This is a genomic window from Pseudomonas sp. AL03, assembly GCF_029960815.1.
Lineage (GTDB): Bacteria > Pseudomonadota > Gammaproteobacteria > Pseudomonadales > Pseudomonadaceae > Aquipseudomonas.
This window is the reverse complement of sequence record NZ_JASBRE010000014.1, coordinates 96576-123131: the sequence shown is the minus strand read 5'-3', so window position 1 is coordinate 123131 and position 26556 is coordinate 96576. Positions and strand designations below refer to the sequence as shown.

Here is a 26556-nt window from a genome sequence, read left to right as displayed (position 1 = left end):
ATATGGATAAGCGACAAAATTACCCCTCAAAATTCAGGTTTGCAATTGGACATGCCTGCGCTTGGAGTAACGTCTGCTGCCCGCGCGCTTTGAAATACTTTTTAGATGATGCCGGTGAGCCGAGCGCCATGCTCGGCGCTTATAATTTCCTGGCAGGCATTGATGTGTATCAACTCAGCAGGACTCAACGAAAATGTCGAGCCAGATTTGGAGTTATATTGTAGTTAGGGTGAATCTGAAGTAGGTAATCTCGCCTATGGAAAAAATCGAAGTGAGGCATTTCATCTATGAGCAAGCGAACCATGCAGCCTCTTGGCCTGTCGGGATAGAGCTGCTCAACGCTAGGCTTTGGCTTTCACACATCAGCATCCGCTGTCCTGACCAGCCGAGCGAGGCTTGGCCCGTTAGGCTGTCGGTCCTCCTCGATCGCGGTTCACTTATAGCGACTCCGCGGCATCCAGTTTGGCGAGCAGGATCTGGCCACGTTGCCAGAGTGCTTGCTGCTTGGATTCGGGCATGCGGTCGAGGTTTTTGTAAATCATGCCCATGCGTTGATTCCTGCGCAGGAGATCGCTGTGGCGCATCAGGAAATGCCAATAGAGCGCATTGAAAGGGCAGGCGTTGTCGGTGGTGCTTTCAGTCACCTTGTACGCACAGCCACGGCAGTAATCCGACATGCGCTTGATGTATTGGCCGCTGGCGCAGTAGGGCTTGGAACCCAGGTAACCACCATCGGCGTGCATGACCATACCCAGCGTATTGGGCAGCTCGACCCAGTCGAAGGCATCCATGTAAATCGCCAGATACCACTCACAAATCTGGCTCGGGGCGATGCCGGCGAGCAAGGCAAAGTTTCCGGTGACCATCAGCCGTTGGATGTGATGAGCGTAGGCATGTTCCAGGCTTTGACCGATTGCCTGGCGCATACAGTTCATTTGCGTTTTGCCGGTCCAGTAAAACTCCGGCAGAGGCCTGCTGTTCCCGAACGCATTGCCGTCGGCGTAGTCGGGCATTTTGAGCCAGTAGACACCACGGACGTATTCCCGCCAGCCGATCAGTTGACGGATAAAGCCCTCAGCGGCGTTCAACGCGATACTGCCCGACCAATAGGCAGATTCCACATCGCTGCACAGCTGACGGACATCGAGCAGACCGATATTGAGCGCCGCGCTGATGCGGGCATGAAACAGGAAGGGTTCGTCGCTGGCCATTGCATCCTGGTAATCGCCGAACCCAGCCAGGCCAAAATTCAGAAAATATTCCCACAGCTCCTGGGCATCGGCGTGGGTCACCGGATAGTCGAACGTATCCAGGGAGCCGTAGTGGCTGGCGAAACGTTCCCGCACTAGCGCAATCACTTCCTGAGTAATCGAGTCCGCAGAAAAACGCGCCGGGTAGGGGGCTTTCACGCCTTTTGGCAACGCCTTGCGGTTGTCCGCATCAAAGTTCCAGGCGCCTCCGACCGGACTGCCGTCGCCGTTGAGCAACAGTCCACCCCTGCGGCGCATTTCACGGTAGAAAAACTCCATGCGCAGCTGTTTTTTGCCCTCGGCCCAGGCGGAAAATTCGGCGCGGCTGCACAGAAATCGAGTATCGGCATGCCACTGCAACGCTAAGCCGCAATCGTTGATCGACTGCTCTAGACGCCAGTCACCGCACTCGGTCAGGTGCAGCTCATCCGGTCGCAGCAACGCGTCCCAGCGCTGCAACTCGCCCGGTACCGAACCGGTATTTTGCGGATCATCAAGAGTTACGTACTGCACGCGGACGCCGCGCTGCTGCAACGCCTTGGCGAAATGACGCATGGCACTGAAGATCAGCGCGATCTTTTGCGGATGATGGGGCACATGGCTGGCTTCCTCCATCACCTCGACCAGCAACACCGTATCGCGCTCAGCATCCAGGTCCTGCAATGAGGCGAGGTCAAACGATAACTGGTCGCCCAGGACGAGGCATAGCCGGTGAATCTTATTCATTCGACAGTATCCGAAATAATGCAACTCACCAAGGTGTAGTCAATGAGAAAGGAATGCGCAACGACTCGATGGGCCCCTCACGTGAGCCGCACATCTCGTCGTGGACGCACTGCTGCACAAGCACGCAGGGAAAGGGCGGGACAAGCTTCAATAATTCGCGCAGGTGATTGATGGAGCGCAGGTGCATAGGCTTCGCTGTATCGTCCAGAAGGGTGAACTGGCCGCGGTCTAGCCTGACTCGCGCTAGATAAAACCCGCCCTCCAGTGACAGCAGCTCCAGCTCACGGATTTCGCCCTTTGAGGCTTGTTCGATCAACGCTTGCAGATTCAATGTGCACTCCTTGCCTACCAGGGTAGGCGTTCTCCGTTGTAAGCAAAGAAATTGCCGCTGTCGGCAGGCGCTAAGCGGTCAATCAGTGACAACAATTCTCGGGCAGCAAGGCTTGCGGGCCTCGCCGTAGAGGCACCCCGAAAGGGCTGTGACAGGCCTGAAATAACAGTGCCGGGATGAAGGCTCAGCAGACGGGTCTGAGGACGGGTGCGCGCCAGTTCGATTGCCGCCGTTTTAATCAGCATGTTCAACGCTGCCTTGGAGGCGCGATAGGCATACCATCCGCCCAGCCGGTTATCGCCGATACTGCCGACCTTGGCGGAGAGCATCGCCATCGCGCCTCGTGGATCAAGCAAGGGCAGGAAGTGACGCAACACAAGAGCAGGCCCGAGCGTGTTGACTTGGAATACCGTCTGAAACGCATCCGCTTCAATCGTGGAATAACTTTTTTCAGGCTTGATTTCGTTGCGATGGAGCATGCCAGCGGCATGCACAATCAACTGGTAGGGTGCTTCGGCCGCTAATTCGAGGGCGGCTCTGGCAATACTATAGGGCTCTTCTAGATCCAGACTTGGAACACTTTTGCGCGCCAGTTCACGAACGCCCGCACAGCGTGGGTCTGCATTTAGCCAATCACAAAAAGCCCCGCCGAGTCCTCCGCTGGCGCCGATCACCAAGGCACGGTAGCTATCGCCAAGCGAATTCATCGTGAAGGAATTGTTCATTTGCCTCTCCCGCAGAAAAAGCACGATTGCCGTCTGGGCGTTAATGGCGACACCCGATCAGTTGCAGGAACTCCTGACGCGTCGTGGATGATTCGTGAAAGGCGCCCAACATCACGGATGAGGTCATCACCGAATTTTGCTTCTCTACGCCCCGCATCATCATGCACATGTGCTTTGCTTCAATGACCACCGCCACGCCGGCGGCATCAGTGATGTGCTGGATGGCGTCGGCAATCTGCTTCGTCAGGTTTTCCTGAATCTGTAAGCGTCGGGCGAACATATCGACCACTCGCGCAACCTTCGACAGGCCCAAGACTCGTCCGGTAGGAAGGTAGGCCACATGAGCCTTACCATTGCATAGGTACCGCATCGCTTTAGCTGCGCGCTTGGGCGTGCCCAGCAGTCCTTCGCGCTCAGGGTTCTCGCCTACGCCGACGAGAATTTCACGGTAATGCTCAGCTAACCATGGGTTCACTTTGATGTTCTCAGCCATGCTGCATTTGATGAAAGGGACACTACTGTCAACAGGGGCGTGCTTGTCACTCAAGGTTTGACGCAGGTCACGCAGGCATCGCTAACGCTCCTATGGCCGAGGTTCTTCGTTGGGTGAATGACCGCGTGAAGGATTCCAAACCTGTTTTATTTTTAGTGCAGGTGGCCCGACTGGTGCCGAGTTTGGCTGCACCCCCGAACAGCGGTTGTCGCGACAGCGGCGGCTGCCATCCGGATGAGGCAACCATGCCAAATGCGGGCGTAAGCGGCAGAACAGGCGATAACCGACGGCAAGCAGCGGGCGGATCGCGCGCCATGTCAGTGGCGTGGCCCAGACACCCAGGCCGGCGGCTCGCCAGCTTCACAAGGTGGTGTCCAGGCCCGTCATCCAGCGGCCATCAGCGAATCTGGCATGAAGAGAAGACTGCATTTGCTCGAACGTGAACCCCAAGGCCCATGCGTCGAACTCTTCGCTACTGATGTCAAAAATCGCAGCCGGGCGTCTATGGCGCGCCAGGAACGTGATTTCCCGAGCGCAGAGCGGGCATTCACCGTCAAAGTAAAACGTGAGTGGCCAAAGCTCTTTCTTGTACGTGTCGGCCGTTTCTGTATAAGTTTTGTATAAGATAGGCCGAAAAAAACAGACTGACAATGTCGACTACTCCTGCGCAGGTTATCGGCGCGCAAACAGCGTGGGATACCCATTTCTCTTCCTGTGAGCTGAGTTCAACCACGGGAAGAGTCTAAGGTGCATTCGCCACCGGCAATTCAAGGACACGAATCGCCGCCATGAAGAATCCTCCAGATTTGAAACCACTCGCTCCGGAAGATCGACGCTCTTTGCAGCTCGCCAAAAACCTGCTTGTGAAAGCGCCAATGGCGCTCCATCTCTGCGGTTCTTAAGGGGAGAGTCCGGTTTTGAGGTATTAGCTGTACAAAAAAATAATTTGGTATAACTTTTAAAGGCGTCTATTGAGTCTTAACGAGGTCTTTGCATGGCTATGCAGACGGACCGCTTAATCCGCCACCTTATCTGTCTTGTTCTGATGCTCCCAAGTGCAGAGCTATTTGCTGATTGGCGCGAGGCGTTACCCGATGCTCGTCGGTTGGGTAGCGGGGAGATGCGCGTGTTCGGTTTCTCTATCTACAACGCGCAATTCTGGAGCCCTCGCCTGATTGCCGGTGAACCGCTGGATGCGGATGTGCCTTTTGCGTTAGAGCTGACCTACAGTCGCGCTATTAGTCGCGATGATCTGGTTGAGGCCAGCATCAAGGAAATCCGTCGCCTTTCGCCCAACTCCCTGAATTCAGAGCTGATGGCCCGCTGGGAGTGGGAGATGCAGCAGGCGTTTGTCGATGTGCGCGCCGGTGACCGCATCACCGGCGTCTATATGCCTGGAGAGGGCGCACGTTTTTACGTCGGCGAGAACCTACAGCATGTGGTGAGGGATGATGCGTTCGCCAAAGCCTTTTTTTCCATCTGGCTTGACCCCCGAACACGCAACCCGGAGCTGCGTGCCCAATTGTTGGGCGCAGCTAAACCCTGAGACCGTTGAGGAAATGCACATGCTGAAGATATGGATATTGCTGCTATGCATTGGCCTTGCAAGTTGCAGCCGGGTGGATGTGCACACCTACAGCCAAGAGACGCCCACGCTTGAGTTGCGCGAATTCTTCGAGGGGCGGGTCGAAGCCTGGGGTATGTTTCAAAAGCGTTCTGGCGAGGTCACGAAGCGCTTCCACGTGGAGATCAATGGCCACTCCGAAGGTAGCAGGCTGATCCTCGACGAATCATTTACTTACAGCGATGGTACTAAGCAAAAACGGGTGTGGACGTTAACTCCAGTTGGTTCTAGCCAATGGCGCGGAACCGCTGGCGACGTGGTAGGCGAGGCGCTTGGTGAGGTGGCAGGCAATACACTGCGCTGGAGATATGTGCTGAGCCTACCGGTGGATGGAAAGGAATATCAGGTTCAGTTGGACGACTGGATGTACCTAATGGACAAGAACACCATGATCAATCGCTCGTTCATGACCAAGTTCGGGGTGGAGGTAGGCCAGATCACCTTGTTCTTCCGCAAGTAGTCTTGAGTCAACGTGCATGCTGTCCGGCTATCCGGTGCAGCGCCGGCATCAACATCGCCCATATCAATGCGATTAGCAGAGCGCTAGGTCAAACACCTAGCGGTAGACCCACGTCTGCTAACCTAGCGCCGCCCAAATATGAGAGCGGCCCGCCAAAGGCCCCCAGTAGGCTGCCCATCCACCAAGGCCGCTTGTCCAGTTCAGGCTGTGACGCAAAGTGCTGGCGAAAAGCAGCCAAAGCATTGCCAGCCATAGCGGCAGAACAATAGTGGTATCTGAAAAGGAGAACAGCCCGAGGTGCACTAGAATACTGTCCAGGACCCAACCGCAGGTTGCCACCCGCAACAGAATGCGCCATTCATTTGGGTCGTTGGCAATCCAAAGCAGGTGTGTAGCTAGGCATGCGATTGCAATCAGCGCCGTCCAAGGCCGTTGCGCACCAAACACGCAGGCAAACCAACCGAGTTGGAACAGCCCTGCGTTCAGCAACAACCGGCCTCGCGTTTGAAGTAGGTGGGCAGGAAGCGGTGGCCGACTGCCTCGATCATCTCAATCGATACTAGCTTGTCGCATTTGCCCTTCAGGTCACGATAGTCCTGCAACAGCAGAGTAATGCGGTCTTGCAGACACTGCTCCTCAATTCGGCGCTTCGTGTACGCAAATTGCTCACGGGGCAGGGTGGTGATCGGGACTGCTCCAGTACTCTTGAATATAGGCCTCGCCAGCGCCAATTGAGCCATTCACCGCCACCATCGACCACAGGGTCGTATTATGCACTTCGATCTCGCCATGCAGAACAGCGCCAGACTCGCCGAAGCTCAGGCGCTCACCGTCGAGTATTCACCGCTGGCGGCTTCATGGGAAAACAGCGGCAGACGCTTAAGCAGCAGACGCAGGGCCTGCCAATAAATGCCGAGCAGGGTCTTGCCGGTCATCCAGGGGAAGTCCAGAAGGTGGCGGTGCAGGCTTTGGCGCGTCAGTTCGATGCGCTCCAGGCCCAGCCCAGCTTCAAACATTTTTTGCTCGCCCTGCCAGTCCTGCATGGGATGGCGGCCGGACTGCCGTCGGATTCGAAGCAGTAAAACAGGCTGATCGGATTGAAGGACAGCCCCAACTGCGCGGCTGGAGATCCTTCCCTGCGGGCGCGCAGTTCCGCCTAAGTACATCATTTAACATAATATACATTATGCGAAGCTACTGAATAATCAATGGCTTGCGTGTCCTTGCTTTTTCACACAGCAGAAAGTCATCGTAACCCTTTGTGAAGCTTCGCTATTAGCCTAATCATAGACCACCTGACGAAGCCTGAACGCTGAGTGTTGCTAGTAGCAACACGGCCCCAGAACGATGGCCGCTGTGCTTCTTCATTCGCATCGATCTGAATCAAGCAGCGAGTCCACAATGAATCAGCTTTGTCATTGGATGACCTCGGGAGAAATCCGCTCAAGTCGCCATGCTTCCTGAAACATGGCTTTTAACGCAATCTGATGCTGCTTGGTGAAGCTGGAGGTTCCTTTGCGCAGGTAGGGATTTCGCCAATGCTCGTTGCGTAACAATTGATGGTATCCGACCTCCTGAGCGGTAATCGTGGGCCGATCCGTGCCATAAATGAAGCCCGTTTTAAGTCCGAGGTTGTAGCGGTTGGAAATGATCCAGGATGAGTCTGTAATTGCCTCGACCGCTTCCGCCAAGGCAGCACACGCTTCACGGAACTGGGGAGCCGAAAGCCCCGCAGCAGCAATTGACTGAACAGATTCAGCTTTGATCAAGGTGGCCAGCGCCTTCTGCTTATCGGTTCCCTGCATTGTTCACCCTCCTCCTTTTATATTCCTAAATATTATAACTAAACTAAATCTCTATTTAATTTAGTTATACTTCAGGGCTTTCCTGAATCCTTCGATGGCCACCCTTCAAGCTCACGTCCAACAGCCGGCGTATTCAACCACGCGGCTTCTTCTGCCTTTGCGACGTTCTGCAAAGCCTGCTGATAAACCTGCGGATCTGGATCATTACGGGCCAGCTCCAGGTACTCACGAATGACTATTTCGTTGTCCAAGTGCATGACTGGATCAAACGGTTTAAGCCGCTTTTTACTGGTCATTGGCGTCGGCCTATTGGGGTTGTCTACTTCTTAAGTCTTGCACCTGGGCCACGTCAATAGCAGGAATCAACGTTGGTGTGATGAAAAGAATCAGCTCAGACGTACCGCTGGATTTCGTGCTGTAACGGAAAATTCGACCCAGGTAAGGAATCGAAGCCAGCCCCGGCACTCGATGCTCTTGGACGTGCTCGGTATTTGAATACACACCACCAAGGGCAATCGTTGAACCCAAACGAACGCGAACCTTAGAAGTCAGCGAGGCTGTTTTGATCGGCGGAACACCATTGATGGCATTGGAAAAATCAGGCTCATCCTTGGCTAATTTCACGTCCAGTAAGACCCCGGTTTCATCAATCGAAGGTGTCACATCAAGGGAAAGCGCGGCCTCTTTAAAGGAAACAGATGTCGCACCATCACCGGCGGCTTGCTGGTAAGGAACCTCAGATCCTTTCACGATGCGAGCTTGCTGCCTGTCAGAGGCAAATACTCGCGGACGTGAGATAACTTTGCCGTAACCACCCTTCTCCATCGCTGCCAATTCCAAATCCAGAATCAACGCGCTTGAAACAAAACCAATGCCTGCATTAGAAATCTGGCTGCCCATATCAACGAAATTGGTTGAGCCAGTCGCTGTGAAATTACCAGGGCGAGCGGTGCCCGACCAATTAACACCAAGCTCCTGCGAGAATGATCTATCAACCTCAACAATGCGCGCCTCGATCATCACTTGGGCACGAGGAAAATCAACAGCACTGAGATATAGACCAAGCTCTTCAAGTCTCTCAGCGGACATACGAGCCACGACAATAGAGGATGCATCATTTGACGTGAGCGATTCTTGTTTTCCTGACTCAGAGAGTACCGGAAAGCCCTTGATGGCTTCTGAGGCAAGTATGTGCCTGATTTTAAAAATAGAGTTTTTATATTCAGGCACTACAGATTCTTCAGCGCTTTGAAAGTAATCGGCACCGTGTGAAACATACAGAACACCACTATCAATGTGGTAGTTGAGGCTCTTTGTTTTGGCGACGTACTCTAATGCGTCCTGCCAAGAAACCCCTTTCATCCGCATAGTAACAGTACCGGTAATATCATCGGCACTCACAAGGTTTAACCCGGCAAAATCGGCTATGAGCTGTAGGGCTGCACTAGTATTGATCGCGTCAAAATCAAATGTCATTTTATTGTCTGTCTCCGCGAACACAGACAGTGAAAAAGTCAATGCAACAATCATTGCAAAGGTGCGAAAACACTTCATATAGATACCATTAGGAAAGTAAGGAGGCTTAGCCGGATGGACTGCTTGCGCTACGCTGAGCAGTTCCACCGCCGAAGCCCCCGATGATTGGAGGCATGACTAAGCTGGAGCTTTGCGATGTCCAAGTGGTAATCCTTTCCCCTTCAATATCACAGTAAACCTCATTGAAATCTGAAAAGTAACGGCACTCAGAAAAGGCGATGTATCGAGTGCGTCCTGTTTTATCTACTAATATGGCAACTGATGGATCAGTTTTACTTTGTGGGTCAGGTGTGTAGGAGTGAACAAAACCGCTGAGTCGCCACGTTTGAGAATATTGAATTGGAAGAGGTGCCGGAGTTTTTTCCGGGTTGGTCTTTTTGACAACCTTGTCAATGTGTGGATGGGGTAATGGCGGAGGTGGTGGAGTCGTTTTGAAGAATGATTTTAATCCAAGAACACCAACAACGAGACATACAACAACAATCCCAACTAAAGCCCAAAGCCCATACGACCTAATAAATGATCCGCTTTTGTCTGCTACAGACTCATCACCTACCTCACCTGTTTCAGAGTGAGTGGCTGACTTGTAATAAGCCTGAATGCTTTTGTCGAAAACTCCAGGGAATTGACGAATCAACTTAGACTTTGGCGGTTTGTCTCCAGTAACAACACCTGAGTAAACGTCTACTCGATAAACCTTTTTTGAGATTTTCCAAATGCGGAAAGTTGTTTCTATAAGAGTTCTTGCCCAACTGGGAATCTGCGAGAGGTCTTGCGTAACAATGACAATGCGCATGGAGTTGTTTTTAGCATCAACCATATGTCGATGCTCGGCTAACAGTTTTTTATCCCACGGATTAGCCTGATTAGACTTTTGACCTTCCGGCCACCGTCGCCATGCTTCATCAATGATCAAAACACAGCCATTAATCACATATTCAGCCAGATCAGGAAGCTCAAACCATTCAACAGGAAGCTGCTGAATAGTCCCCCCAAAATCAGCCAGCAAATCATCAGCATTCAACGGAATATTGGTTACCACATGTCGGCCCTGTTTTAAGGAGGGAATAATGACACGCTCAACAACACCGTAGCTTTTGCCGTGACCTGGTTTGCCCACATAAGCATGAATAGCCATCAGCCCACCACTGGAAGTCGACGAATAAAGAAGCGCAACCCATAAGCCGACATAATCAAACCCAAGCCAAATTGAATTTCAAACATATTCATAAAATACCAAACTGAATCTGGTATTGAGTCGAACGCATGGGCGGCTCCTTCAACTTGCTCTGCTATACCCAATGTATCAAGAAGCGCGATGAAAGCTGACCAAATCCAACCAAGGACTAAGAACACGGTATCTATAGCAAATTGCGCTAGCTGTTCAAAAACCCCTTTAAGCCATGCAGCAAAACTAGAAAGCATATCCATTCCTTAAGCCGACAATACAATACGCACAGCAAGCAACATCCACATCGCTATAAACACCATTCTTAGAATGGGTGCGATCATTGCAAACAACTCACAGTGAGCATCGAATATGATATTTTTCCCAAACAAGAACACTGACCCAGTTGGGCATGTCGCGGCAGAATGATTACTGCCGCCGAAGGCATTGTTAAGTGATTGAAAGGTTTTGCTTGATTCGATGTCACTTTTAAATTCGGCGAACTGTTGTTTGACTTCTGCACCTCGTTGCTCATTCTTACCATTGAGATCTAATTCACCTGGTGACGTAAAACCTTCTTCCGTCCCACCATCAGAACCATCGCCGTCGGTACCTCCCGAAGAGCCGTCTCCACCGGTAGTTCCTCCTGGGTTTGTACCTCCGCCTGTACCACCAGTGCCGGTGCCTCCGTTGCCGCCAGTGCCGGTTTCTCCGCCGTTACTGCCAGTCCCGCCAGTGCCCGAACCAGTGCCTGAGCCTTCGCCTGAGCCGCTTCCAGAGCCGCTTCCGGAGCCAGAGCCTGAACCTTCGCCAGATCCGTCATCGGTTCCTGAACCATCTCCATTACCGTCTCCATCACCACCCTCCTCTGTGCCCGGATCGGTCGGTTGTGGCGGTTCTTCTTTGCCGTCGAGAGGATCACCTTCGTCTCCTTCCTCAAGCGCTGGATCTGATTCGCAAGCTTGCTTTTTTCCGTCCGAACCAAGTTCAGCCTTATATTCAAAATTGCAGAATCCTTCGTTTGTTTTGCCTGTTACTAAGTAGCAGTCCACGGATTTCGGCGAGGCGTATTTGCAATTATTGGTGCAGATGTTCTCACCGGGATTTCTGGACAATACATACTTTTTGGCACCCGAAACAATAACGGTGCCAATACTTCCTTTTAGTTCCGCAGTGTCATTACAAATTACTTCTTCTATCTGCTGTTTGTTGATGAGAATCGGTAACGGCTGTTTCAGAAATACCGAGGGTTTTCCCTCTGCATCCAGCTTGTGATAGGTGAGCTGAGCAACACATTGCAAAACATACTCCATCCCGTAGTAACTGGCGCAGGAGTCGAGCGTATAAGTTATCTCGGAGTAGCCCGTCTGCTGAGCAATAAAAGCCTTGATCACGGGCAATGCAGCTGCTTGTGCGCTGGAGTAAATATAGGCAGGGTTCGAACACCATCCTTGCATCACATAGTTATCACAGCTGAATTTTTCAGCATCAGCAGCCTTACTAAAAGAGGAAAAAAATAAAATCGCTACCAAGTAGGCGCACACAACGAGCTTGAAAATAATCCCCCTCATGTCACCAACCCCAGAAAGCCGCATATGCGCAGGACGCACCTATTACAAAAAAGGAAAATATATATAACTGATCCATGACGACTGCCCATATGAAAAAGGGCTCAACGAAGAGCCCTTTATATCTGTGGCTTTTGCTCTTAGCGTAGGAAGGCCAGAACGATCTTTGCACCTTTAATGCCTGCATATACAGCTGCTAGCAATGCTGCAACGGCGAGAACACCTGTGCCGATCTGAGAGAAGTCGATTCCAGAGGTCAGCTTAGTGTAATCCCAAGCTACAGCACCTTCAGCTGCGAAAGCATTTGCCGAGACAACCGAAGTGAATGCCACAACAGCGAGAGCTTTATTGCTTACTTTTTTGAACATGATGAAACCTCAACCTTGTTTGATGAAACTTAAGAATGCACGGATACCCATTGCCATAACCATGAAGGTTGCAACCAAAGTGAATCCGGCGCCGAATGCTTGACCCAAGATGAATGGATCTAGCTGGGATGGATCAAAAGGAGGTTGAACTTGAACAGCCTCCCAAGATCCCGAACACTGAGGATAACCACCCTCAGTTCTTAGCTCGCCAGTGCAGCGAACAAAATCGGACATTGGGCCTACCGCTATGAAGCCTTGGAAGGAGTGATTTCGAAGTTCTGCGGTTTGCCATCGCCGGAAAGGTAGAAGTCGAAGCCTGCATTGCCGGCTTTAGAGGCCCATGCTGCGACGAATACAGGAACAGATACAGCCTTACCTTTGTGTTGATTCCAGACGTTATTGAGGCCCAGCTCCATATTCTTTTTGGAGAGTTTCACTTTGAGGGTCTTCACTTCTGGAAGGCCATATTGGTTGACGTCTTGAACCTCAAGCAGAATGAGATTTTCGGTAAAAGTGTTTTGGCCGACAGTACGGTTGTCAGTATGAAAACCGTGGCACAGGCCAGTTAAAGTCAACATGGTTTACCTCACAGGATTATATTTTGGGCGAATGCCCGGTTCACGATATGCCCAGCCAGGAATTTGGGCGTTTGGATCTCGACGAAAACCACGCAGAGCAAGGCGTCCTTTATGTCTCTGGACGACTTCAGCGCATGAAAACGAAAGGAAGTGGCGCATGATCGAATTGATCAAAGCGTTCGACTCGGCGGTGACGCCGAGCTGATCAATCACTTCAAGTTCAACGGTGCTACGCAGGATTAAATACTTTGACCGTTCCATCATGCTGCCTCGACAGTAGGTTCTACGTACCAGCCCGGGCGCTGGCCATTGAAGTCGACCTGCACAAACCGAAGAATCGGGACAACGTTATTTTGCTGGTCCGACACTTTGAGTTTCTGCAAAGCGGCCTTTGAAATTCCACATTCACAGATGTCTCTGATGTGGTTGTAAAAACTGGCCCGATTCATCGACGCCTGGGTTTCTTCCCAGCCATAATCTTTCAAGCTACGGTACGTACGAAACAGGCTACGAGCGTAAGCGTCAGAGGTTTTACCAGGGACAAAGATTGGCGGCACCAAGATCCCACCGACCATTTTTTCCTTGGTGTAACGGCCTTTGCCTTGTTTAGTGTGTTTTTCAAGAAGTGCGGCCAGCACTTTTTCATCGTTAATAACTCGCATCTGGATTCCCTCAAAGGCCGCAAAAAGGTCTTTAGTCACTTGCTCCCAACACCACTGAATAAAACAAATGCCCTGCTCTGACAGCGCTTGCTGATGACGAATCAGGTCATTAAGTAAATTTGAAATTCCGCGACGGTTGAACCATCGCTTTGCAACTGTTACTTCAAGACGAAGCAGATTTTCTGACCACGCTTGTAGGTCTGGATTGCTGAGGACTTTTACAGTCCTTGCAGCGGACAGATCGCCGCGACCGGCTTTCTTTGCATCCTCCAACTGCTTCATGAACTCGGGATGCTTGAGGTAAATCTTCAGCCGTCGCAGGCGAGAGTCTTTGGCTCCGAAATAAGCCGTTGTTTCGTAGTCGTCTCCCCTGCCCTTCATTTGGCCGTTCGAAACGCCGCGAATGGCCTGAATGGCTTGGCGCGCGGTGCGTTCGTCGGGCAATCGACTGGAGTAAGTGCAATCGATGTCGTAGACCTCACAGCTGTCTACCGCGAGCATTTCAAAAAGTTTGGGGTACGTGCCTGCAAGCCACTTGAGCATTGTCAGAGCGCCCTTCTCGATGCAGGTCGGGCCAAAAACGTTGTGCCCCTGCATCAGTTTTGCGGGTGAGGCTTTCAGTTCAACACCCGGCATCAGGCGTTTACCCATGCTTTCGTGGAAAACTTTCATGGCCATCGGGGTGAAACCAGTCCCCAAAGACTCCCAAGCGTGACGCAGGTAATCGGCGTGTTTATTGCCCTCCTCGTCGACGGTGATTTGCGCCTGAAGTGGAATGCCTAACGACTCGATATCGACCAGATGCACAGGATCAACTCGACCATCAACACCCAGTAAGGTGATGTGCTCAAGCTTGAACGGCACAAAGAGGTGGATTCGATCTAGCACTTGTATACACGCAACAAATCACAATTCAGGCAATCGTATGCGAGTGACAAGTAACGTGTCAATACGCAACTTGTATACACGCAACTGTTGAGCAAGAATCAGCGCTTACGTGATTGCACCGGCATACAGGAAACGCGATGAGCACCGTCAGAATCGATCAGGAACGCTGGGAGCGGCTGGAGAAGAAGGAAGTAGAATTCACCCTGAAACGCAAGAAACTGACCAAAAAGTCAGAGATCATTAACATCTTGTTGGACAGGGTTTTGGACAAGGTAAAAATGAATGCCGATGGAGAAATCTACATCGAGCAGGATGATGGGAAGCCACCAGTAAAAGTCTAACCGTTAGACAAGAGTCCACCATTAGAGATAGTGGACCCTGCTGCGCAGGGAGTGCCCGTTCTCTCCCCCTCCTTCGCCTCGATCTGAGCTGGTTATCCAGCTTTTTTCGCGTCCGCGAAAATGGGGTTTTTAACGCAGTTTCAATGCGTTAACCTCGCGGAATCCCAAGCTAAGCGGCTGTTCAAGCCGCTGAAAGCCCCTCTAAGGAAGTAACCATGGCATCAGATAAAAAGCAGGCCAAACGGGCTAAGCGCGCCAAAGCGAAAGCCAAGCAGGCACGGGCAGTCCGTAATAACACGCCTCAAGGATTGTCTGAAGAAATGCTAGATGACATCGCAGAAGGATTGGTCGCCATACTCTGGCGGTTGGCAGAAGCAGAGGCCATTAGCCAGGTCGAAATGCTCACCACCCTGATCATTGAAACGGGCATGTCTAAAGCAAAAACGTTGGACGACGAAATCGATAATCAGATCGTCATTCTCACGACGTACGGAAGGAAGATCGTGGGGCGACCAGAAAATTGGATGGAAGACGCTGGATTCCTAGATGCCTATGCAGAAGCTGCACGTAAGCTCGGCCGGGAAGAGCTAATCGAAGCTTGGCATGACGCTCACGACTTTTAATATCTAGTCGCTAGAAAATCGGACCTACCGGGACCTGTCCAAATGCGGCGCTGCCCGTCATGGATCCGCGGAGGCTTCGCAGTAGGTTACGTGCATAAAAGCTTGGTTAAACAATGCGCGAAGTGCCTTCCTCGTGACCTGGTAAAACTAGTCCGCGAATAAACCCTCAGTGACTTAACGATCGCTGGGGGTTCTTCTTTGCCTGAATACCGGCCGGCGTTGCCGGGTATCGGCGCGGAAAGAGCTCCTTTCCACTGTGAAAAACCATGGCGCCTAATGCCCTTCGGGCAGTCGAGGAACGCCTGATTCACAGTGCTCAGCTTGAAGGATGTTTTTTCGCGTACGCGAAAATGGCTGGTTTTCACGCTGAAAAAGCATAGGCCGATGTCCCTGCCAGCTCAAAAGAATTACTCCCTAAAATGTACATTTAGGGGAGTAATCAACGCGGCCGAAGGTGATTTTCGCGTACGCGAAAACGATGGCCTCCACGGTGAAAACCATCCTCAGGCTCAGGCGGGAAGTTTCCGATTCGGAAACTTATGCGGAGACTCAGCCGGAATCCTTCCCTGATTGATCACAACCGAGGCCAAGCGAAAGTTTTCGCGGGCGCGAAAATGCTGGTTACCAGGTGAAGTTTCCGATTCGGAAACTCTCGCCGAAGACCTAGCCGGAATCCTTCCCTGATTGGTAGTCACCGAGGCCGGACGAAAAGTTTCGCGGACGCGAAACTGCGGGGTTACAGGGCCAGTTTCCGATTCGGAAACTTACGCCGAGGGGGTTAGCCGGAATCCTTCCCTGATTGGTCGTAGCCAAGGCAAGGCGAAAAGTTTCGCGGGCGCGAAACTGCGAGGTATCAGAGAGAGTTTCCGATTCGGAAAATCATGATGAAAGGCATAGCCGGAATCCTTCCCTGATGGGCAAAAAGCCAGCAGGTTTTTCGCGGACGCGAAAAAGCTGTGACAGAATCTCAGGCGTTCAATGAAGAACACTTACTCATGAGTCAAAGGAGTCATTGATGTCGAAGAAATTTATCACCACCTGGTTCTACAGCCCGGTCGATTCAGAAGAAAAAGCGGCGGGTCTTTTCGGAAACAAAATCAAAAAGGTTTACGACCCTCGATCTGTAAACTTTGACCTTTTCGCACAAACCTTGGAGGAAACCTACAACAGCTTCGATGACCAGGGCTATGACGTGGTGAACGTTATCCCGGTCGCAATGGGGACCTCGGAGCATTGCAAGCAGAGCAATGGCAACTATGTCGGCGATGTAGGTTTTTCCCTTACCCGAGGGGCGGTTGTTGTAGGAAAGCGCAGGGACTAAGGTTCAGGCTTCCGCAAATTTCCGATAACGATCAGTTATCGGAAATCGCTACGGAAATCCTAAGCTGTCGAGCCAGTAGGACTTAATGCTCTGCAGTCAGGCGTCTTTGAAGCCGGGCAGACCATTGGAAAGGCAGTAGCTTTTGATTGTTTGTACTACGCCGTCCGGCGAGTCATCTAGGCCATCTTCTGGGTAGAACAGCAAGTCGCTAATCGGCGTGTTTATTGCCCTCCTCGTCGACGGTGATTTGCGCCTGAAGTGGAATGCCTAACGACTCGATATCGACCAGATGCACAGGATCAACTCGACCATCAACACCCAGTAAGGTGATGTGCTCAAGCTTGAACGGCACAAAGAGGTGGATTCGATCTAGCACTTGTATACACGCAACAAATCACAATTCAGGCAATCGTATGCGAGTGACAAGTAACGTGTCAATACGCAACTTGTATACACGCAACTGTTGAGCAAGAATCAGCGCTTACGTGATTGCACCGGCATACAGGAAACGCGATGAGCACCGTCAGAATCGATCAGGAACGCTGGGAGCGGCTGGAGAAGAAGGAAGTAGAATTCACCCTGAAACGCAAGAAACTGACCAAAAAGTCAGAGATCATTAACATCTTGTTGGACAGGGTTTTGGACAAGGTAAAAATGAATGCCGATGGAGAAATCTACATCGAGCAGGATGATGGGAAGCCACCAGTAAAAGTCTAACCGTTAGACAAGAGTCCACCATTAGAGATAGTGGACCCTGCTGCGCAGGGAGTGCCCGTTCTCTCCCCCTCCTTCGCCTCGATCTGAGCTGGTTATCCAGCTTTTTTCGCGTCCGCGAAAATGGGGTTTTTAACGCAGTTTCAATGCGTTAACCTCGCGGAATCCCAAGCTAAGCGGCTGTTCAAGCCGCTGAAAGCCCCTCTAAGGAAGTAACCATGGCATCAGATAAAAAGCAGGCCAAACGGGCTAAGCGCGCCAAAGCGAAAGCCAAGCAGGCACGGGCAGTCCGTAATAACACGCCTCAAGGATTGTCTGAAGAAATGCTAGATGACATCGCAGAAGGATTGGTCGCCATACTCTGGCGGTTGGCAGAAGCAGAGGCCATTAGCCAGGTCGAAATGCTCACCACCCTGATCATTGAAACGGGCATGTCTAAAGCAAAAACGTTGGACGACGAAATCGATAATCAGATCGTCATTCTCACGACGTACGGAAGGAAGATCGTGGGGCGACCAGAAAATTGGATGGAAGACGCTGGATTCCTAGATGCCTATGCAGAAGCTGCACGTAAGCTCGGCCGGGAAGAGCTAATCGAAGCTTGGCATGACGCTCACGACTTTTAATATCTAGTCGCTAGAAAATCGGACCTACCGGGACCTGTCCAAATGCGGCGCTGCCCGTCATGGATCCGCGGAGGCTTCGCAGTAGGTTACGTGCATAAAAGCTTGGTTAAACAATGCGCGAAGTGCCTTCCTCGTGACCTGGTAAAACTAGTCCGCGAATAAACCCTCAGTGACTTAACGATCGCTGGGGGTTCTTCTTTGCCTGAATACCGGCCGGCGTTGCCGGGTATCGGCGCGGAAAGAGCTCCTTTCCACTGTGAAAAACCATGGCGCCTAATGCCCTTCGGGCAGTCGAGGAACGCCTGATTCACAGTGCTCAGCTTGAAGGATGTTTTTTCGCGTACGCGAAAATGGCTGGTTTTCACGCTGAAAAAGCATAGGCCGATGTCCCTGCCAGCTCAAAAGAATTACTCCCTAAAATGTACATTTAGGGGAGTAATCAACGCGGCCGAAGGTGATTTTCGCGTACGCGAAAACGATGGCCTCCACGGTGAAAACCATCCTCAGGCTCAGGCGGGAAGTTTCCGATTCGGAAACTTATGCGGAGACTCAGCCGGAATCCTTCCCTGATTGATCACAACCGAGGCCAAGCGAAAGTTTTCGCGGGCGCGAAAATGCTGGTTACCAGGTGAAGTTTCCGATTCGGAAACTCTCGCCGAAGACCTAGCCGGAATCCTTCCCTGATTGGTAGTCACCGAGGCCGGACGAAAAGTTTCGCGGACGCGAAACTGCGGGGTTACAGGGCCAGTTTCCGATTCGGAAACTTACGCCGAGGGGGTTAGCCGGAATCCTTCCCTGATTGGTCGTAGCCAAGGCAAGGCGAAAAGTTTCGCGGGCGCGAAACTGCGAGGTATCAGAGAGAGTTTCCGATTCGGAAAATCATGATGAAAGGCATAGCCGGAATCCTTCCCTGATGGGCAAAAAGCCAGCAGGTTTTTCGCGGACGCGAAAAAGCTGTGACAGAATCTCAGGCGTTCAATGAAGAACACTTACTCATGAGTCAAAGGAGTCATTGATGTCGAAGAAATTTATCACCACCTGGTTCTACAGCCCGGTCGATTCAGAAGAAAAAGCGGCGGGTCTTTTCGGAAACAAAATCAAAAAGGTTTACGACCCTCGATCTGTAAACTTTGACCTTTTCGCACAAACCTTGGAGGAAACCTACAACAGCTTCGATGACCAGGGCTATGACGTGGTGAACGTTATCCCGGTCGCAATGGGGACCTCGGAGCATTGCAAGCAGAGCAATGGCAACTATGTCGGCGATGTAGGTTTTTCCCTTACCCGAGGGGCGGTTGTTGTAGGAAAGCGCAGGGACTAAGGTTCAGGCTTCCGCAAATTTCCGATAACGATCAGTTATCGGAAATCGCTACGGAAATCCTAAGCTGTCGAGCCAGTAGGACTTAATGCTCTGCAGTCAGGCGTCTTTGAAGCCGGGCAGACCATTGGAAAGGCAGTAGCTTTTGATTGTTTGTACTACGCCGTCCGGCGAGTCATCTAGGCCATCTTCTGGGTAGAACAGCAAGTCGCTACCCGCAGGGTGCGGCACGACCTTGTTGAAGTGTTCCACCAACTCCCCGCGATCCTCTTCCGTTCCAGCATCGTCAATAGCGTCAATCAGGGCTTTGAACTCCTGCTCTGTGTAGTCGGCAAGATCACTCTTAAATTCCATTACTCACCTCATCTATGTATGTCGATATGACGTCTTGGCGTAACAGCTCGCAGATTGTCGGCATCGTACACAGCACCACCGTCTTTGATTAATTCTACGTGGTGCAACTCGAATGCGATTCGCTTTCCTGCATGCTCACTTTTCGGTGCTGCGGGAGCCAAGCCTTTCGCCATGCCGGACAGGTTGCGTGAGCTGAACTGCTGACTTAACTCAGAGTCATTAGCTACCGCAATCCAAAATGCCTTCCTGAACGCATCAAAACTACTGAAATTTTTGCCACGGAGCTGATCGGCAATACGAGTCGGAATCGGTGCACCAAGCCCAGCCCCTGCACCGGCTAACCAGATCCCCGAAACGTCCTGCCCCTGCCCTGTCACTGTCCCCGGATCGAGGCGCACGTTCATCACGATGTAGAGCGGTTTTATGCCCGAGCCAGCCGGAAAAATGAGGATAAAATCCTTGTAATCAGGCGGATGAATCGGGTTAACGATCATCGTGTCAGCTTGTTCTGTCGGTGGGTAAATCCAGATCTGCGGGGCTTGCGGAGCAGCCTCAAGCGCGGGAATTCCTAGCGTGTCTGAGGGATTGGCGGCAGGTGTCCAAATCAGGGTGACACCATCACCAAAATCAGCCACCTGCTGTTCGCCCTGGGTAATGAATTGCACTACAGGAATCATCTCCCAATCGCGGCGCTTCTGAGTGTTGTAACCGTAACCTTTCAGAGTGCCATCGGCTTGTTGCTCGATATGCAACCGAACACGTGTGCGGCCTTCCTTGAGCGACTTAAGCTGTTCGTCGGTGTACAGACTGCTATCACCGAGGCTTGATGGCCAGAGCAGTGCAACCACACCGGCCAAGGCACCGGCAGCAACACCTGCCGTGACTACACCTGCTCCAGTCCCCGCACCGGTTGCAGCAGTCCCTGTACCCGCAGCAACGGCCGCTCCAGCGGTGCAAAGACCGCCACAGGATGCACCGGCAGAGGCAAGAGCCGACCCGCCCAGTAAGAGGGTTCCCAGTGCAGTAGGTAAGGCATTACCGCTGATTTTCTTAAGCGGGATGTTGCCCAAGGCATCCGTTTGACGACCGCCGAGCAAGGCAAACTCGCCATACTCTTTGACCGCATCGGTGGGAATGGCCCCAGATGGACTGACGTAATTAATGGAGCCATCAGGCAGCTTGCAAGGTTTGGTAAACGAACACCCGGCAGGTTCCGGCTTTTCCAGAGGGGCAGGCTTTGGAGGCGGCATGTATTCGCGAGTTTGAGCTACTGGAGCATCCGGCGCGCGTTTGGGTGGACCATTCTTTAATGCCGGTCGTAAGACGTTCGGCGCTGGCCCGGGGCCTTGATTACTTGCCATAAGACATCCTTGTTTCGTATACAAAAAAGCCTCCATACAAGGAGGCCAAAAAGCAAAGCAGTAGTATTCCAGTCAGCCCAACCTTACCCGAAAAACCAACGCTGATGATGTAGGAATTGTCTGAAAGTAAGGCAGGAAAAGCCTCGCATAATGGACGTTATGGCTAAATTCAGCGCCGGAGCTTCGCTATTATCCCGGCGCTAAATTCGTCGATCACGACGGCAGAGCTACCATAACGTCATCGATATTACGCGTAACAAGATGCTTCGAGACTAGCCCGGTTGCACGCAGATTTTGAAGCGCTCAATTCACCTCAGCCAATCATTCCTTGTTAGCTTCTCAAACAGCTCCGCATACTCCGGAAATTGCTCGCTAAGCTGCTGCTGACTGCCCAACTCCATATCTGCCAAATCAAGTCCTGGTGAAACCGCTTCACTGATCAGACCGTATCCCGCCAATCCATTTGTAAGCTGCGAAGCTTTCCAGACGCCACCAGGCACACGCAACTGCAAACATTGGCCGGCGATGATATCGCTGCCCATCACAACCGTTTTCAATGTGCCGTCCGGAAATATCAGGCTGTACTGAATCGCATCTCCTAGATGGTAGTAATGCACGATGTGCGATTGATTCAGATGAAAATGACCTATCGGCGAATCCTTGGTCAGCAAGTAATAAATAAATGGATATCATCAAATAGCGCCGGCCGCCCGCGGTCTCGACCATCGAAGCTTTTGCCAGTCATTTTGATTGGGTTCTCCAGCCTTGAAATAGCACCCACTAAATACATGGCATCTATCTACAACATACAACCAATTAATATTAACTATTCTAAATAGCTCTTTAGTAGAGCTAGCTGTTAGAGCCGGGACGCACCGTATTGCCTCGCCCACAGCTGCTATGTCGATTTTTTTATTCACACCGCATTTGTGTTTGCCACACGAGCGGTGCGAATAAACAAGGCGCGCACCTTCTCCCAGAAATTTCCCCCCAGCACAAAAAAGCTGCCGATCAGCATTGCGTCGCCCAACGCTTGAAGCTGCCAGAGGTTGGGCCTGAGCCCTGGCCAAAGGCTGTCGACGTAGGGTTCAAGCAGCGATGAGATCAGCGGCAAACAAAACATGACGATGCCGATTCGATGACGAGCCGACCCTACTTCGAGATCTGCTTTGGGCGCGAGCGTGGACACGTAACCGAATACGCTGCGTTTGAGTTGCTGGAAGCCCGACTTGCCCATGATGGTGATGACAAGAATCAGCAGAACCTTGTTGCTGATGAACAGCACGCCGGTCAGCGCAGCGATCTTTGAGCCCGGTACACCGGCCGCTGCTGCGGCAGGCACCATCAGCCAGGACCCCAACATCAGGCAGATAATGGTTATGCCCACTTTGAAGCGCCAACCGGCTGAATGAGGTTCAACACTGCCCTGGGTGTTATTCATGATCGTCGTACCTTTTTAGCCGGTTGCAGCAGATGTGAAGGAGCTTGAAAAGCGTAGCAGCCGCCTGTCGATTTGGGCGGCTATGCTCCAGTGATCTTCGTTGGTCGGGAAAGGGTTAATGCATCCAAGTAGACCTCTGCTGAATCGGTCAGGCCAGCTCCTGCTGCTGGGTGTGTTCGGCCTCAGTGGTTGCGTACGGCTGGGTCCGGACTTCCAGTCGCCCAGCGAAGAATGGGTCAAGCACTGGAACACTCCTGCCCTCCAGCAATCCAGCCAACGCGGGCTTCACCCGGATCTGCGTCAGTGGTGGCAAGTCTTCGCCGATCCGGTTCTCGACCACCTGATTGCCGAATCGGATGCACACAACTCCAGCCTTAAGATCGCCGGCCTGCGCGTGATGGAAGCCCGCGCCCAGTTGGGCATCGCCCAAAGCGGGCTTTACCCGCAACTGCAGCAGGCCAGCGCCGATATTCTGTACTTCAATCGAAGACAATCTGGCGGCAGCAATCCGCAGGACAGCCATTTCTGGCAATACAGTGCCGGTTTTGACATTGGCTGGGAGCTGGACTTCTGGGGACGCTTCAGTCGTGCCATCGAGTCGTCCGATGCCAGCTACTTCGCCGCCCAGGCCAACTATGAAGACGTGCTCGTGCTGTTGCGGGCGCAAGTGGCCGACACCTACTTCTCGCTGCGTACCACCGAAGCGCGTTTGCGTGTCGCCCGGGAAAACGCCAGGCAGCAAAAACGCAGCTTCGAGATCACCGATAAGTTGTTCAACAGCGGTCAGACTGCCGAGCTCGACCTGCAACAAGCCAAGACCCAGTACCTGGGCACGCTGAGCACGATCCCCAATCTCGAAGACCAATTGTTGCGCACCCGCAATGCGTTGGCCGTGTTGATCGGTCAGCCGCCCGGCGCGCTGCCGCAGTTGATCGAAAATGAAGGATATATCCCGCTGGTCGACCGTGCAGTGTTGCAGGATGTTCCGGCCAATTTGCTGCTGCGTCGGCCCGACGTGCGCGCCGCCGAGCTCAATGTCGCGGCCCAGTCGGCGCTGATCGGCGTGGCCGAAAGCGATTTCTACCCGTCACTGACCTTGTTGGGCAGTATCGTCTGGTCGGCCGACACGCTGAAGGGCACCTCCAAAAGCCTGGACCTGATCGGCGGCCCCAGTCTGCGCTGGAACCTGTTCGACCACGGCCAGATCAGCAACAACGTGCGCGTGCAGGATGCCCGTTTGCAACAACTGATCGAGGCCTACCGCGACAAGGTTCGTCAGGCTGCACGCGAAGCTGACGATGCCGCCAGCGGCCTGATCAAATCACTGGAGCGTGAACGAATCCTGCGTGAGGCCGAAGTGTCGGCCAAGCGTTCGCTGGTGTTGGCCAGTTCGCTGTACCGCGAAGGGTATTCGGATTTCCAGCGGGTGCTGGATGCGCAGCGCGCATTGTTCGAACAGCAGGACAACTACTTGATCGCTCGCAGCAACGCGGTGAGCAATGTGATTGCGCTGTACAAATCCCTGGGCGGCGGTTGGTACAGCGCCCAGCCGAACGTTGACTACCTTACCCGCAAGCAGATGGAAAAACGCACGGACTGGGGCGATATTCTGAGTGAGCCTACCGCTGCGCAGCCAGCCTTTCCCATCCCACAGAAGGTAAAAAAAGATGAGTGAAGCCGCGCAGCCCTCCCCCGACGCGCCCTCCTCCAAGGCGCCAGCGCCGGCCCCCGACTCGGCGAAAAAAGGCATCAAGTGGGTGTTGCTGTTGATCATCCTGAGCCTGGCCTGGTACCTGTTGGCGGACCGCTTCACACCCTATACGCAGCAGGCACGGGTGGGTGCCTTTGTGATTCCGGTGGCCGCGGAAGTGGCAGCCCGAGTGACCCGTGTAAACGTGCGTAACAACCAGGACGTCAAGGCCGGCGAAGTCCTGTTTGAGGTGGATTCTCAGCCCTATCAGATTGCCGTCGATCGCGCGCGCGCTGACCTTGAGTCGACGCGCCGGCAGATCGGTGCCAGCACTGCCGGAATCGCGTCGGCGCAAGCGTCCTTGCGTGCTGCTCAGGCCAACGAACGCAAGGCCCGACAGGACAATCAGCGTCTTGAAGGTTTGTATCGCGAAGACCCGGGCACCGTATCCGTGCGCCTGCTTGAAGTGTCCCGCGCCAACCATGAACAGGCGGTCAGCCAGGTGGCCGCCGCCCGTGCCGAAGTTCAGCGTGCGCAAGAGCAGGAAGGTGGCAGCGACGAAGAGAACGCCCTGCTGCGCAGCGCCGCCACGGCGCTCTCAAAAGCCGAACTGGACCTGGCCAATACGCAGATTCGCGCGCGCTCGGCCGGCCTGATCACGGACCTGCGCACTGACGTTGGGCAATTCGCAGCGGCCGGTACCCCGGTCATGACCCTGATCGCCATCCGCGATGTGTGGATCAGTGCGGACATGACCGAGAACAACCTCGGCCTGGTGAAGCCCGATACTGCGGTGGCGATAGTACTGGATGCGTTGCCAGGCCAGGTTTTCGAGGGCCGCGTGCGCAGTGTCGGCTACGGTGTCAGCGTGGGTCAGACGCCTGCGCCCGGCACGTTGCCCAGTGTGCAGAACAGCCGTGACTGGCTGCGTCCGGCACAGCGCTTCCCGGTGATTATCGAGTTTTCTACTGACTCAATAAACACTCTGCGTGAAAGTCACGCCATCCGGGCCGGTGGACAGGCCGAAGTCATGGCCTTCCCCACCCAGGGCAACCCGCTCAACCCGCTCGGTCGCGTATTCCTGGGACTGATGAGTTGGCTGTCCTATGCCTACTGAACGCCCCCCCCGGGTTCAACGCGCACTGCGCCTCGCCACCGGCACGGCGTTGTGCCTGGCGACCAGTTTCGGCCTGGGTTTGCCGATCCCGTTTATCGCGCCAGTGCTTTGCTTGCTGCTGCTGGCCACGCTCAATCGTGCGCTGCCATTTAAGGCTGGAGTAGTGCTCGCACTGACCGCGATGTTGACCACTGGCGTCGGCCTGTTATTGATCCCGATCCTACGTTATTACCCTTTCAGCGGCGTGTTACTGATCGGCGCCAGTCTGTTCCTGGCTTTTCGTTTTGGACTGCGTGGCGGTAACAATCTGATTGTCACTTTTCTGGTGATTGGCCTGACCATGATCTCTTCGGCCGGTGTGGCGGATTTCGATTTGGCCGCGATGGTCATCGGTGCGTTGGTCAAGGGGTTGCTCCTGGCCGTCATAGTGCTGGCACTCAGTCATTGGCTGTTTCCCGAGCCGATCAATGCCCCGTCACCACCGCCTCCTCCGGTTCTACCGGACGAAGAAGTCGGTCGAGTGGCGCTGCGTGCCACCCTGATCGTGCTGCCGACATTCCTGCTGGCGCTGATCGATCCGGCCAGTTATCTGCCGATCATCTTGAAGGCGGTCAGCCTGGGTCAGCAAAGCTCGACGACGACCACACGCCATGCCGGTCGTGAACTGGTCGGTTCAACGTTGCTCGGTGGCTTGCTGGCCATTCTGTTCTGGTGTGCCCTCAGCCTGTTTGTACATCTATGGATGTTCTTTCTGTGGATGCTGCTGTTCGGCCTGATAGTGGCGCGCAAGCTGTATGCCCTGAATCCCACGCGATTGAGTCCGGGGTTCTGGCTCAATAGCCTGATCACGCTGATTATCCTGCTGGGCCAATCGGTTCAGGACAGCGCAGCGGGCAAGGACGTTTACACCGCGTTTGCCGTGCGCATGGACTTGTTCATCGCCGTGACGCTGTATGCCTGTCTGATGGTTCATCTGCTCGATCAGCGGCAGCCAAATAATGCTCAAGGATTAACCTGATACCCCTTCCCTTGCAGGCAGCTTGTGTAGCCCGTTGAACTGGTCGCGGCACTGGTTTTCTGCTGTGCCCGGCGTTCCTGACGCTGGCGTGAGCCACCGACCACCGCGCCCGCTGTCGCGGTTCCTTTTGCCTGGTTCTGGCGATAGTCCTGCTTCACGTCATCATCGACGCGATCATAAAACTCGTCGTGCTGACGGCCGCGCACCTGCGCCCCCGCAGCCCCTGCGGCAGCGCCCACAGCGGCGCCCTTCAGCCTTCCACCGGCAGGAGGCGGTGCAGTCGAGGCGCTCTGACTGGCCGCGATGTTGTGGCAATCGGTGATGTCCACTTGGGTTTGTTGCGAACTCTGCCCTTTCATCGGCACGACCGTTTCCGCCCATCCCTGGGTCGAGGAAACCGACAGTGCGATGCACAGACTAATCGACGACAACGTTCTCATGATGACCTCC

General features: G+C 53.3%; 29 protein-coding genes and 6 pseudogenes. 11 read left to right on the top strand and 24 right to left on the bottom strand.

Annotation, left to right across the window (positions count from 1 at the left end):
• Positions 1-437: 437 nt before the first annotated feature.
• The 5 genes and pseudogenes from QK293_RS15630 to QK293_RS15610 all read right to left on the bottom strand — a co-directional run bounded on the left by QK293_RS15630 (position 438) and on the right by QK293_RS15610 (position 4152).
• Positions 438-1976: a cryptochrome/photolyase family protein gene (locus QK293_RS15630; protein ID WP_282378424.1), complete on the bottom strand. Its 1539-nt coding sequence runs from the start codon at positions 1974-1976 to the stop codon at positions 438-440.
• Between the two features lie 25 nt (positions 1977-2001).
• On the bottom strand, positions 2002-2307 hold the full coding sequence (locus QK293_RS15625) for a DUF6482 family protein (RefSeq protein WP_282378423.1): 306 nt from the start codon (positions 2305-2307) through the stop codon (positions 2002-2004).
• Between the two features lie 14 nt (positions 2308-2321).
• Positions 2322-3032 carry an SDR family NAD(P)-dependent oxidoreductase gene (locus QK293_RS15620; RefSeq protein ID WP_282378422.1) on the bottom strand — a complete coding sequence of 237 codons (711 nt, stop codon included), beginning with the start codon at positions 3030-3032 and terminating at the stop codon, positions 2322-2324.
• A gap of 40 nt (positions 3033-3072) precedes the next feature.
• Positions 3073-3507 (bottom strand): GTP cyclohydrolase I, encoded by a 435-nt coding sequence (locus QK293_RS15615; RefSeq protein ID WP_282378494.1) that lies wholly within the window; start codon positions 3505-3507, stop codon positions 3073-3075.
• Between the two features lie 108 nt (positions 3508-3615).
• Positions 3616-4152, bottom strand: a pseudogene (locus tag QK293_RS15610) (DUF393 domain-containing protein).
• Positions 4153-4519: 367 nt separating this feature from the next.
• Between QK293_RS15610 and QK293_RS15605 the strand changes: the two are divergent.
• Both QK293_RS15605 and QK293_RS15600 read left to right on the top strand, forming a co-directional pair.
• Positions 4520-5071, top strand: a complete 552-nt coding sequence (locus tag QK293_RS15605) for a chalcone isomerase family protein (RefSeq protein ID WP_282378421.1) — start codon at positions 4520-4522, stop codon at positions 5069-5071.
• Positions 5072-5090: 19 nt separating this feature from the next.
• Positions 5091-5609, top strand: a complete 519-nt coding sequence (locus tag QK293_RS15600; protein ID WP_282378420.1) for a DUF3833 domain-containing protein — start codon at positions 5091-5093, stop codon at positions 5607-5609.
• Positions 5610-5616: 7 nt separating this feature from the next.
• Here the strand turns inward: QK293_RS15600 and QK293_RS15595 are convergent.
• The 12 genes and pseudogenes from QK293_RS15595 to QK293_RS15540 form a co-directional block, all read right to left on the bottom strand.
• A pseudogene (locus QK293_RS15595) lies at positions 5617-6101 on the bottom strand (DUF2878 domain-containing protein).
• Positions 6102-6103: 2 nt separating this feature from the next.
• Positions 6104-6292, bottom strand: a pseudogene (locus QK293_RS15590) (class I SAM-dependent methyltransferase); the annotation flags it as partial.
• A 135-nt stretch (positions 6293-6427) separates the two neighbouring features.
• Positions 6428-6720: pseudogene (locus QK293_RS15585) on the bottom strand (DUF1365 family protein); the annotation flags it as partial.
• Positions 6721-7024: 304 nt separating this feature from the next.
• The gene (locus QK293_RS15580; protein ID WP_282378419.1) at positions 7025-7414 is read right to left on the bottom strand and encodes a hypothetical protein; all 390 of its coding nucleotides are present in this window, start codon (positions 7412-7414) and stop codon (positions 7025-7027) included.
• Positions 7415-7485: 71 nt separating this feature from the next.
• The gene (locus tag QK293_RS15575; RefSeq protein ID WP_282378417.1) at positions 7486-7710 is read right to left on the bottom strand and encodes a hypothetical protein; all 225 of its coding nucleotides are present in this window, start codon (positions 7708-7710) and stop codon (positions 7486-7488) included.
• 10 nt (positions 7711-7720) lie between these two features.
• Positions 7721-9037 (bottom strand): type IV pilus secretin PilQ, encoded by a 1317-nt coding sequence (locus tag QK293_RS15570; protein ID WP_282378416.1) that lies wholly within the window; start codon positions 9035-9037, stop codon positions 7721-7723.
• Entirely contained in the window at positions 8997-10088 is a 1092-nt protein-coding gene (locus QK293_RS15565; RefSeq protein WP_282378414.1) for a zonular occludens toxin domain-containing protein, read from the bottom strand. Before QK293_RS15565 ends, QK293_RS15570 begins: the two co-directional genes overlap by 41 nt.
• Positions 10088-10375: a DUF2523 family protein gene (locus QK293_RS15560; RefSeq protein WP_282378412.1), complete on the bottom strand. Its 288-nt coding sequence runs from the start codon at positions 10373-10375 to the stop codon at positions 10088-10090. Before QK293_RS15560 ends, QK293_RS15565 begins: the two co-directional genes overlap by 1 nt.
• A gap of 9 nt (positions 10376-10384) precedes the next feature.
• A complete protein-coding gene (locus QK293_RS15555) occupies positions 10385-11689 on the bottom strand; it encodes a hypothetical protein (RefSeq protein ID WP_282378410.1) in 1305 nt (434 codons plus the stop codon).
• A 137-nt stretch (positions 11690-11826) separates the two neighbouring features.
• On the bottom strand, positions 11827-12054 hold the full coding sequence (locus tag QK293_RS15550; protein WP_282378409.1) for a hypothetical protein: 228 nt from the start codon (positions 12052-12054) through the stop codon (positions 11827-11829).
• A gap of 245 nt (positions 12055-12299) precedes the next feature.
• Complete coding sequence (locus QK293_RS15545; RefSeq protein ID WP_282378408.1) at positions 12300-12632, bottom strand: DNA-binding protein; 333 nt, start codon at positions 12630-12632, stop codon at positions 12300-12302.
• Between the two features lie 260 nt (positions 12633-12892).
• On the bottom strand, positions 12893-14182 hold the full coding sequence (locus QK293_RS15540) for a phage/plasmid replication protein, II/X family (RefSeq protein ID WP_282378406.1): 1290 nt from the start codon (positions 14180-14182) through the stop codon (positions 12893-12895).
• Positions 14183-14319: 137 nt separating this feature from the next.
• Here QK293_RS15540 and QK293_RS15535 point away from each other — a divergent pair, with 137 nt between their 5' ends.
• From QK293_RS15535 to QK293_RS15525, 3 genes are all read left to right on the top strand, one after another.
• On the top strand, positions 14320-14523 hold the full coding sequence (locus tag QK293_RS15535) for a hypothetical protein (RefSeq protein WP_080520536.1): 204 nt from the start codon (positions 14320-14322) through the stop codon (positions 14521-14523).
• A 215-nt stretch (positions 14524-14738) separates the two neighbouring features.
• Positions 14739-15146, top strand: coding sequence for a hypothetical protein (locus tag QK293_RS15530; protein ID WP_282378389.1), 408 nt, complete (start codon positions 14739-14741; stop codon positions 15144-15146).
• 1015 nt (positions 15147-16161) lie between these two features.
• Entirely contained in the window at positions 16162-16467 is a 306-nt protein-coding gene (locus QK293_RS15525) for a hypothetical protein (protein ID WP_282378387.1), read from the top strand.
• 96 nt (positions 16468-16563) lie between these two features.
• Here the strand turns inward: QK293_RS15525 and QK293_RS15520 are convergent, their stop codons facing one another.
• Together QK293_RS15520 and QK293_RS15515 are read right to left on the bottom strand one after the other, a co-directional pair.
• On the bottom strand, positions 16564-16671 hold the full coding sequence (locus tag QK293_RS15520; protein WP_282378403.1) for a bacteriocin immunity protein: 108 nt from the start codon (positions 16669-16671) through the stop codon (positions 16564-16566).
• 37 nt (positions 16672-16708) lie between these two features.
• Positions 16709-16843 (bottom strand): annotated as a pseudogene (locus QK293_RS15515) (replication initiation protein); the annotation flags it as partial.
• 137 nt (positions 16844-16980) lie between these two features.
• Here QK293_RS15515 and QK293_RS15510 point away from each other — a divergent pair.
• The 3 genes from QK293_RS15510 (at position 16981) to QK293_RS15500 (ending at position 19128) form a co-directional block, all read left to right on the top strand.
• Positions 16981-17184, top strand: coding sequence for a hypothetical protein (locus QK293_RS15510; RefSeq protein ID WP_080520536.1), 204 nt, complete (start codon positions 16981-16983; stop codon positions 17182-17184).
• A gap of 215 nt (positions 17185-17399) precedes the next feature.
• Entirely contained in the window at positions 17400-17807 is a 408-nt protein-coding gene (locus QK293_RS15505) for a hypothetical protein (RefSeq protein WP_282378389.1), read from the top strand.
• Between the two features lie 1015 nt (positions 17808-18822).
• Complete coding sequence (locus tag QK293_RS15500) at positions 18823-19128, top strand: hypothetical protein (RefSeq protein WP_282378387.1); 306 nt, start codon at positions 18823-18825, stop codon at positions 19126-19128.
• Between the two features lie 96 nt (positions 19129-19224).
• Here the strand turns inward: QK293_RS15500 and QK293_RS15495 are convergent, their stop codons facing one another.
• The 4 genes and pseudogenes from QK293_RS15495 to QK293_RS15480 form a co-directional block, all read right to left on the bottom strand.
• Positions 19225-19479 carry a bacteriocin immunity protein gene (locus QK293_RS15495; protein ID WP_282378385.1) on the bottom strand — a complete coding sequence of 85 codons (255 nt, stop codon included), beginning with the start codon at positions 19477-19479 and terminating at the stop codon, positions 19225-19227.
• Between the two features lie 8 nt (positions 19480-19487).
• The gene (locus QK293_RS15490) at positions 19488-20729 is read right to left on the bottom strand and encodes an S-type pyocin domain-containing protein (RefSeq protein WP_282378492.1); all 1242 of its coding nucleotides are present in this window, start codon (positions 20727-20729) and stop codon (positions 19488-19490) included.
• A 419-nt stretch (positions 20730-21148) separates the two neighbouring features.
• A pseudogene (locus tag QK293_RS15485) lies at positions 21149-21569 on the bottom strand (cupin domain-containing protein); the annotation flags it as partial.
• Positions 21570-21756: 187 nt separating this feature from the next.
• Positions 21757-22281 carry a transporter suffix domain-containing protein gene (locus tag QK293_RS15480; RefSeq protein WP_282378381.1) on the bottom strand — a complete coding sequence of 175 codons (525 nt, stop codon included), beginning with the start codon at positions 22279-22281 and terminating at the stop codon, positions 21757-21759.
• Positions 22282-22399: 118 nt separating this feature from the next.
• On the opposite strand from QK293_RS15480, the gene QK293_RS15475 reads away from it, so the two are divergent.
• Genes QK293_RS15475 through QK293_RS15465 form a run of 3 tightly spaced genes read left to right on the top strand, consistent with a single transcriptional unit; the run spans position 22400 to position 26106 of the window.
• Entirely contained in the window at positions 22400-23956 is a 1557-nt protein-coding gene (locus QK293_RS15475; protein WP_282378379.1) for a TolC family protein, read from the top strand.
• Complete coding sequence (locus tag QK293_RS15470) at positions 23949-25088, top strand: HlyD family secretion protein (RefSeq protein WP_282378377.1); 1140 nt, start codon at positions 23949-23951, stop codon at positions 25086-25088. The genes QK293_RS15475 and QK293_RS15470 overlap by 8 nt, the downstream gene beginning before the upstream one ends.
• A complete protein-coding gene (locus QK293_RS15465; protein WP_282378375.1) occupies positions 25078-26106 on the top strand; it encodes a DUF2955 domain-containing protein in 1029 nt (342 codons plus the stop codon). The genes QK293_RS15470 and QK293_RS15465 overlap by 11 nt, the downstream gene beginning before the upstream one ends.
• Here the strand turns inward: QK293_RS15465 and QK293_RS15460 are convergent.
• On the bottom strand, positions 26091-26546 hold the full coding sequence (locus tag QK293_RS15460) for a YMGG-like glycine zipper-containing protein (protein WP_282378372.1): 456 nt from the start codon (positions 26544-26546) through the stop codon (positions 26091-26093). The two genes, QK293_RS15465 and QK293_RS15460, sit on opposite strands and share 16 nt — an antisense overlap.
• Positions 26547-26556 lie beyond the last annotated feature (10 nt).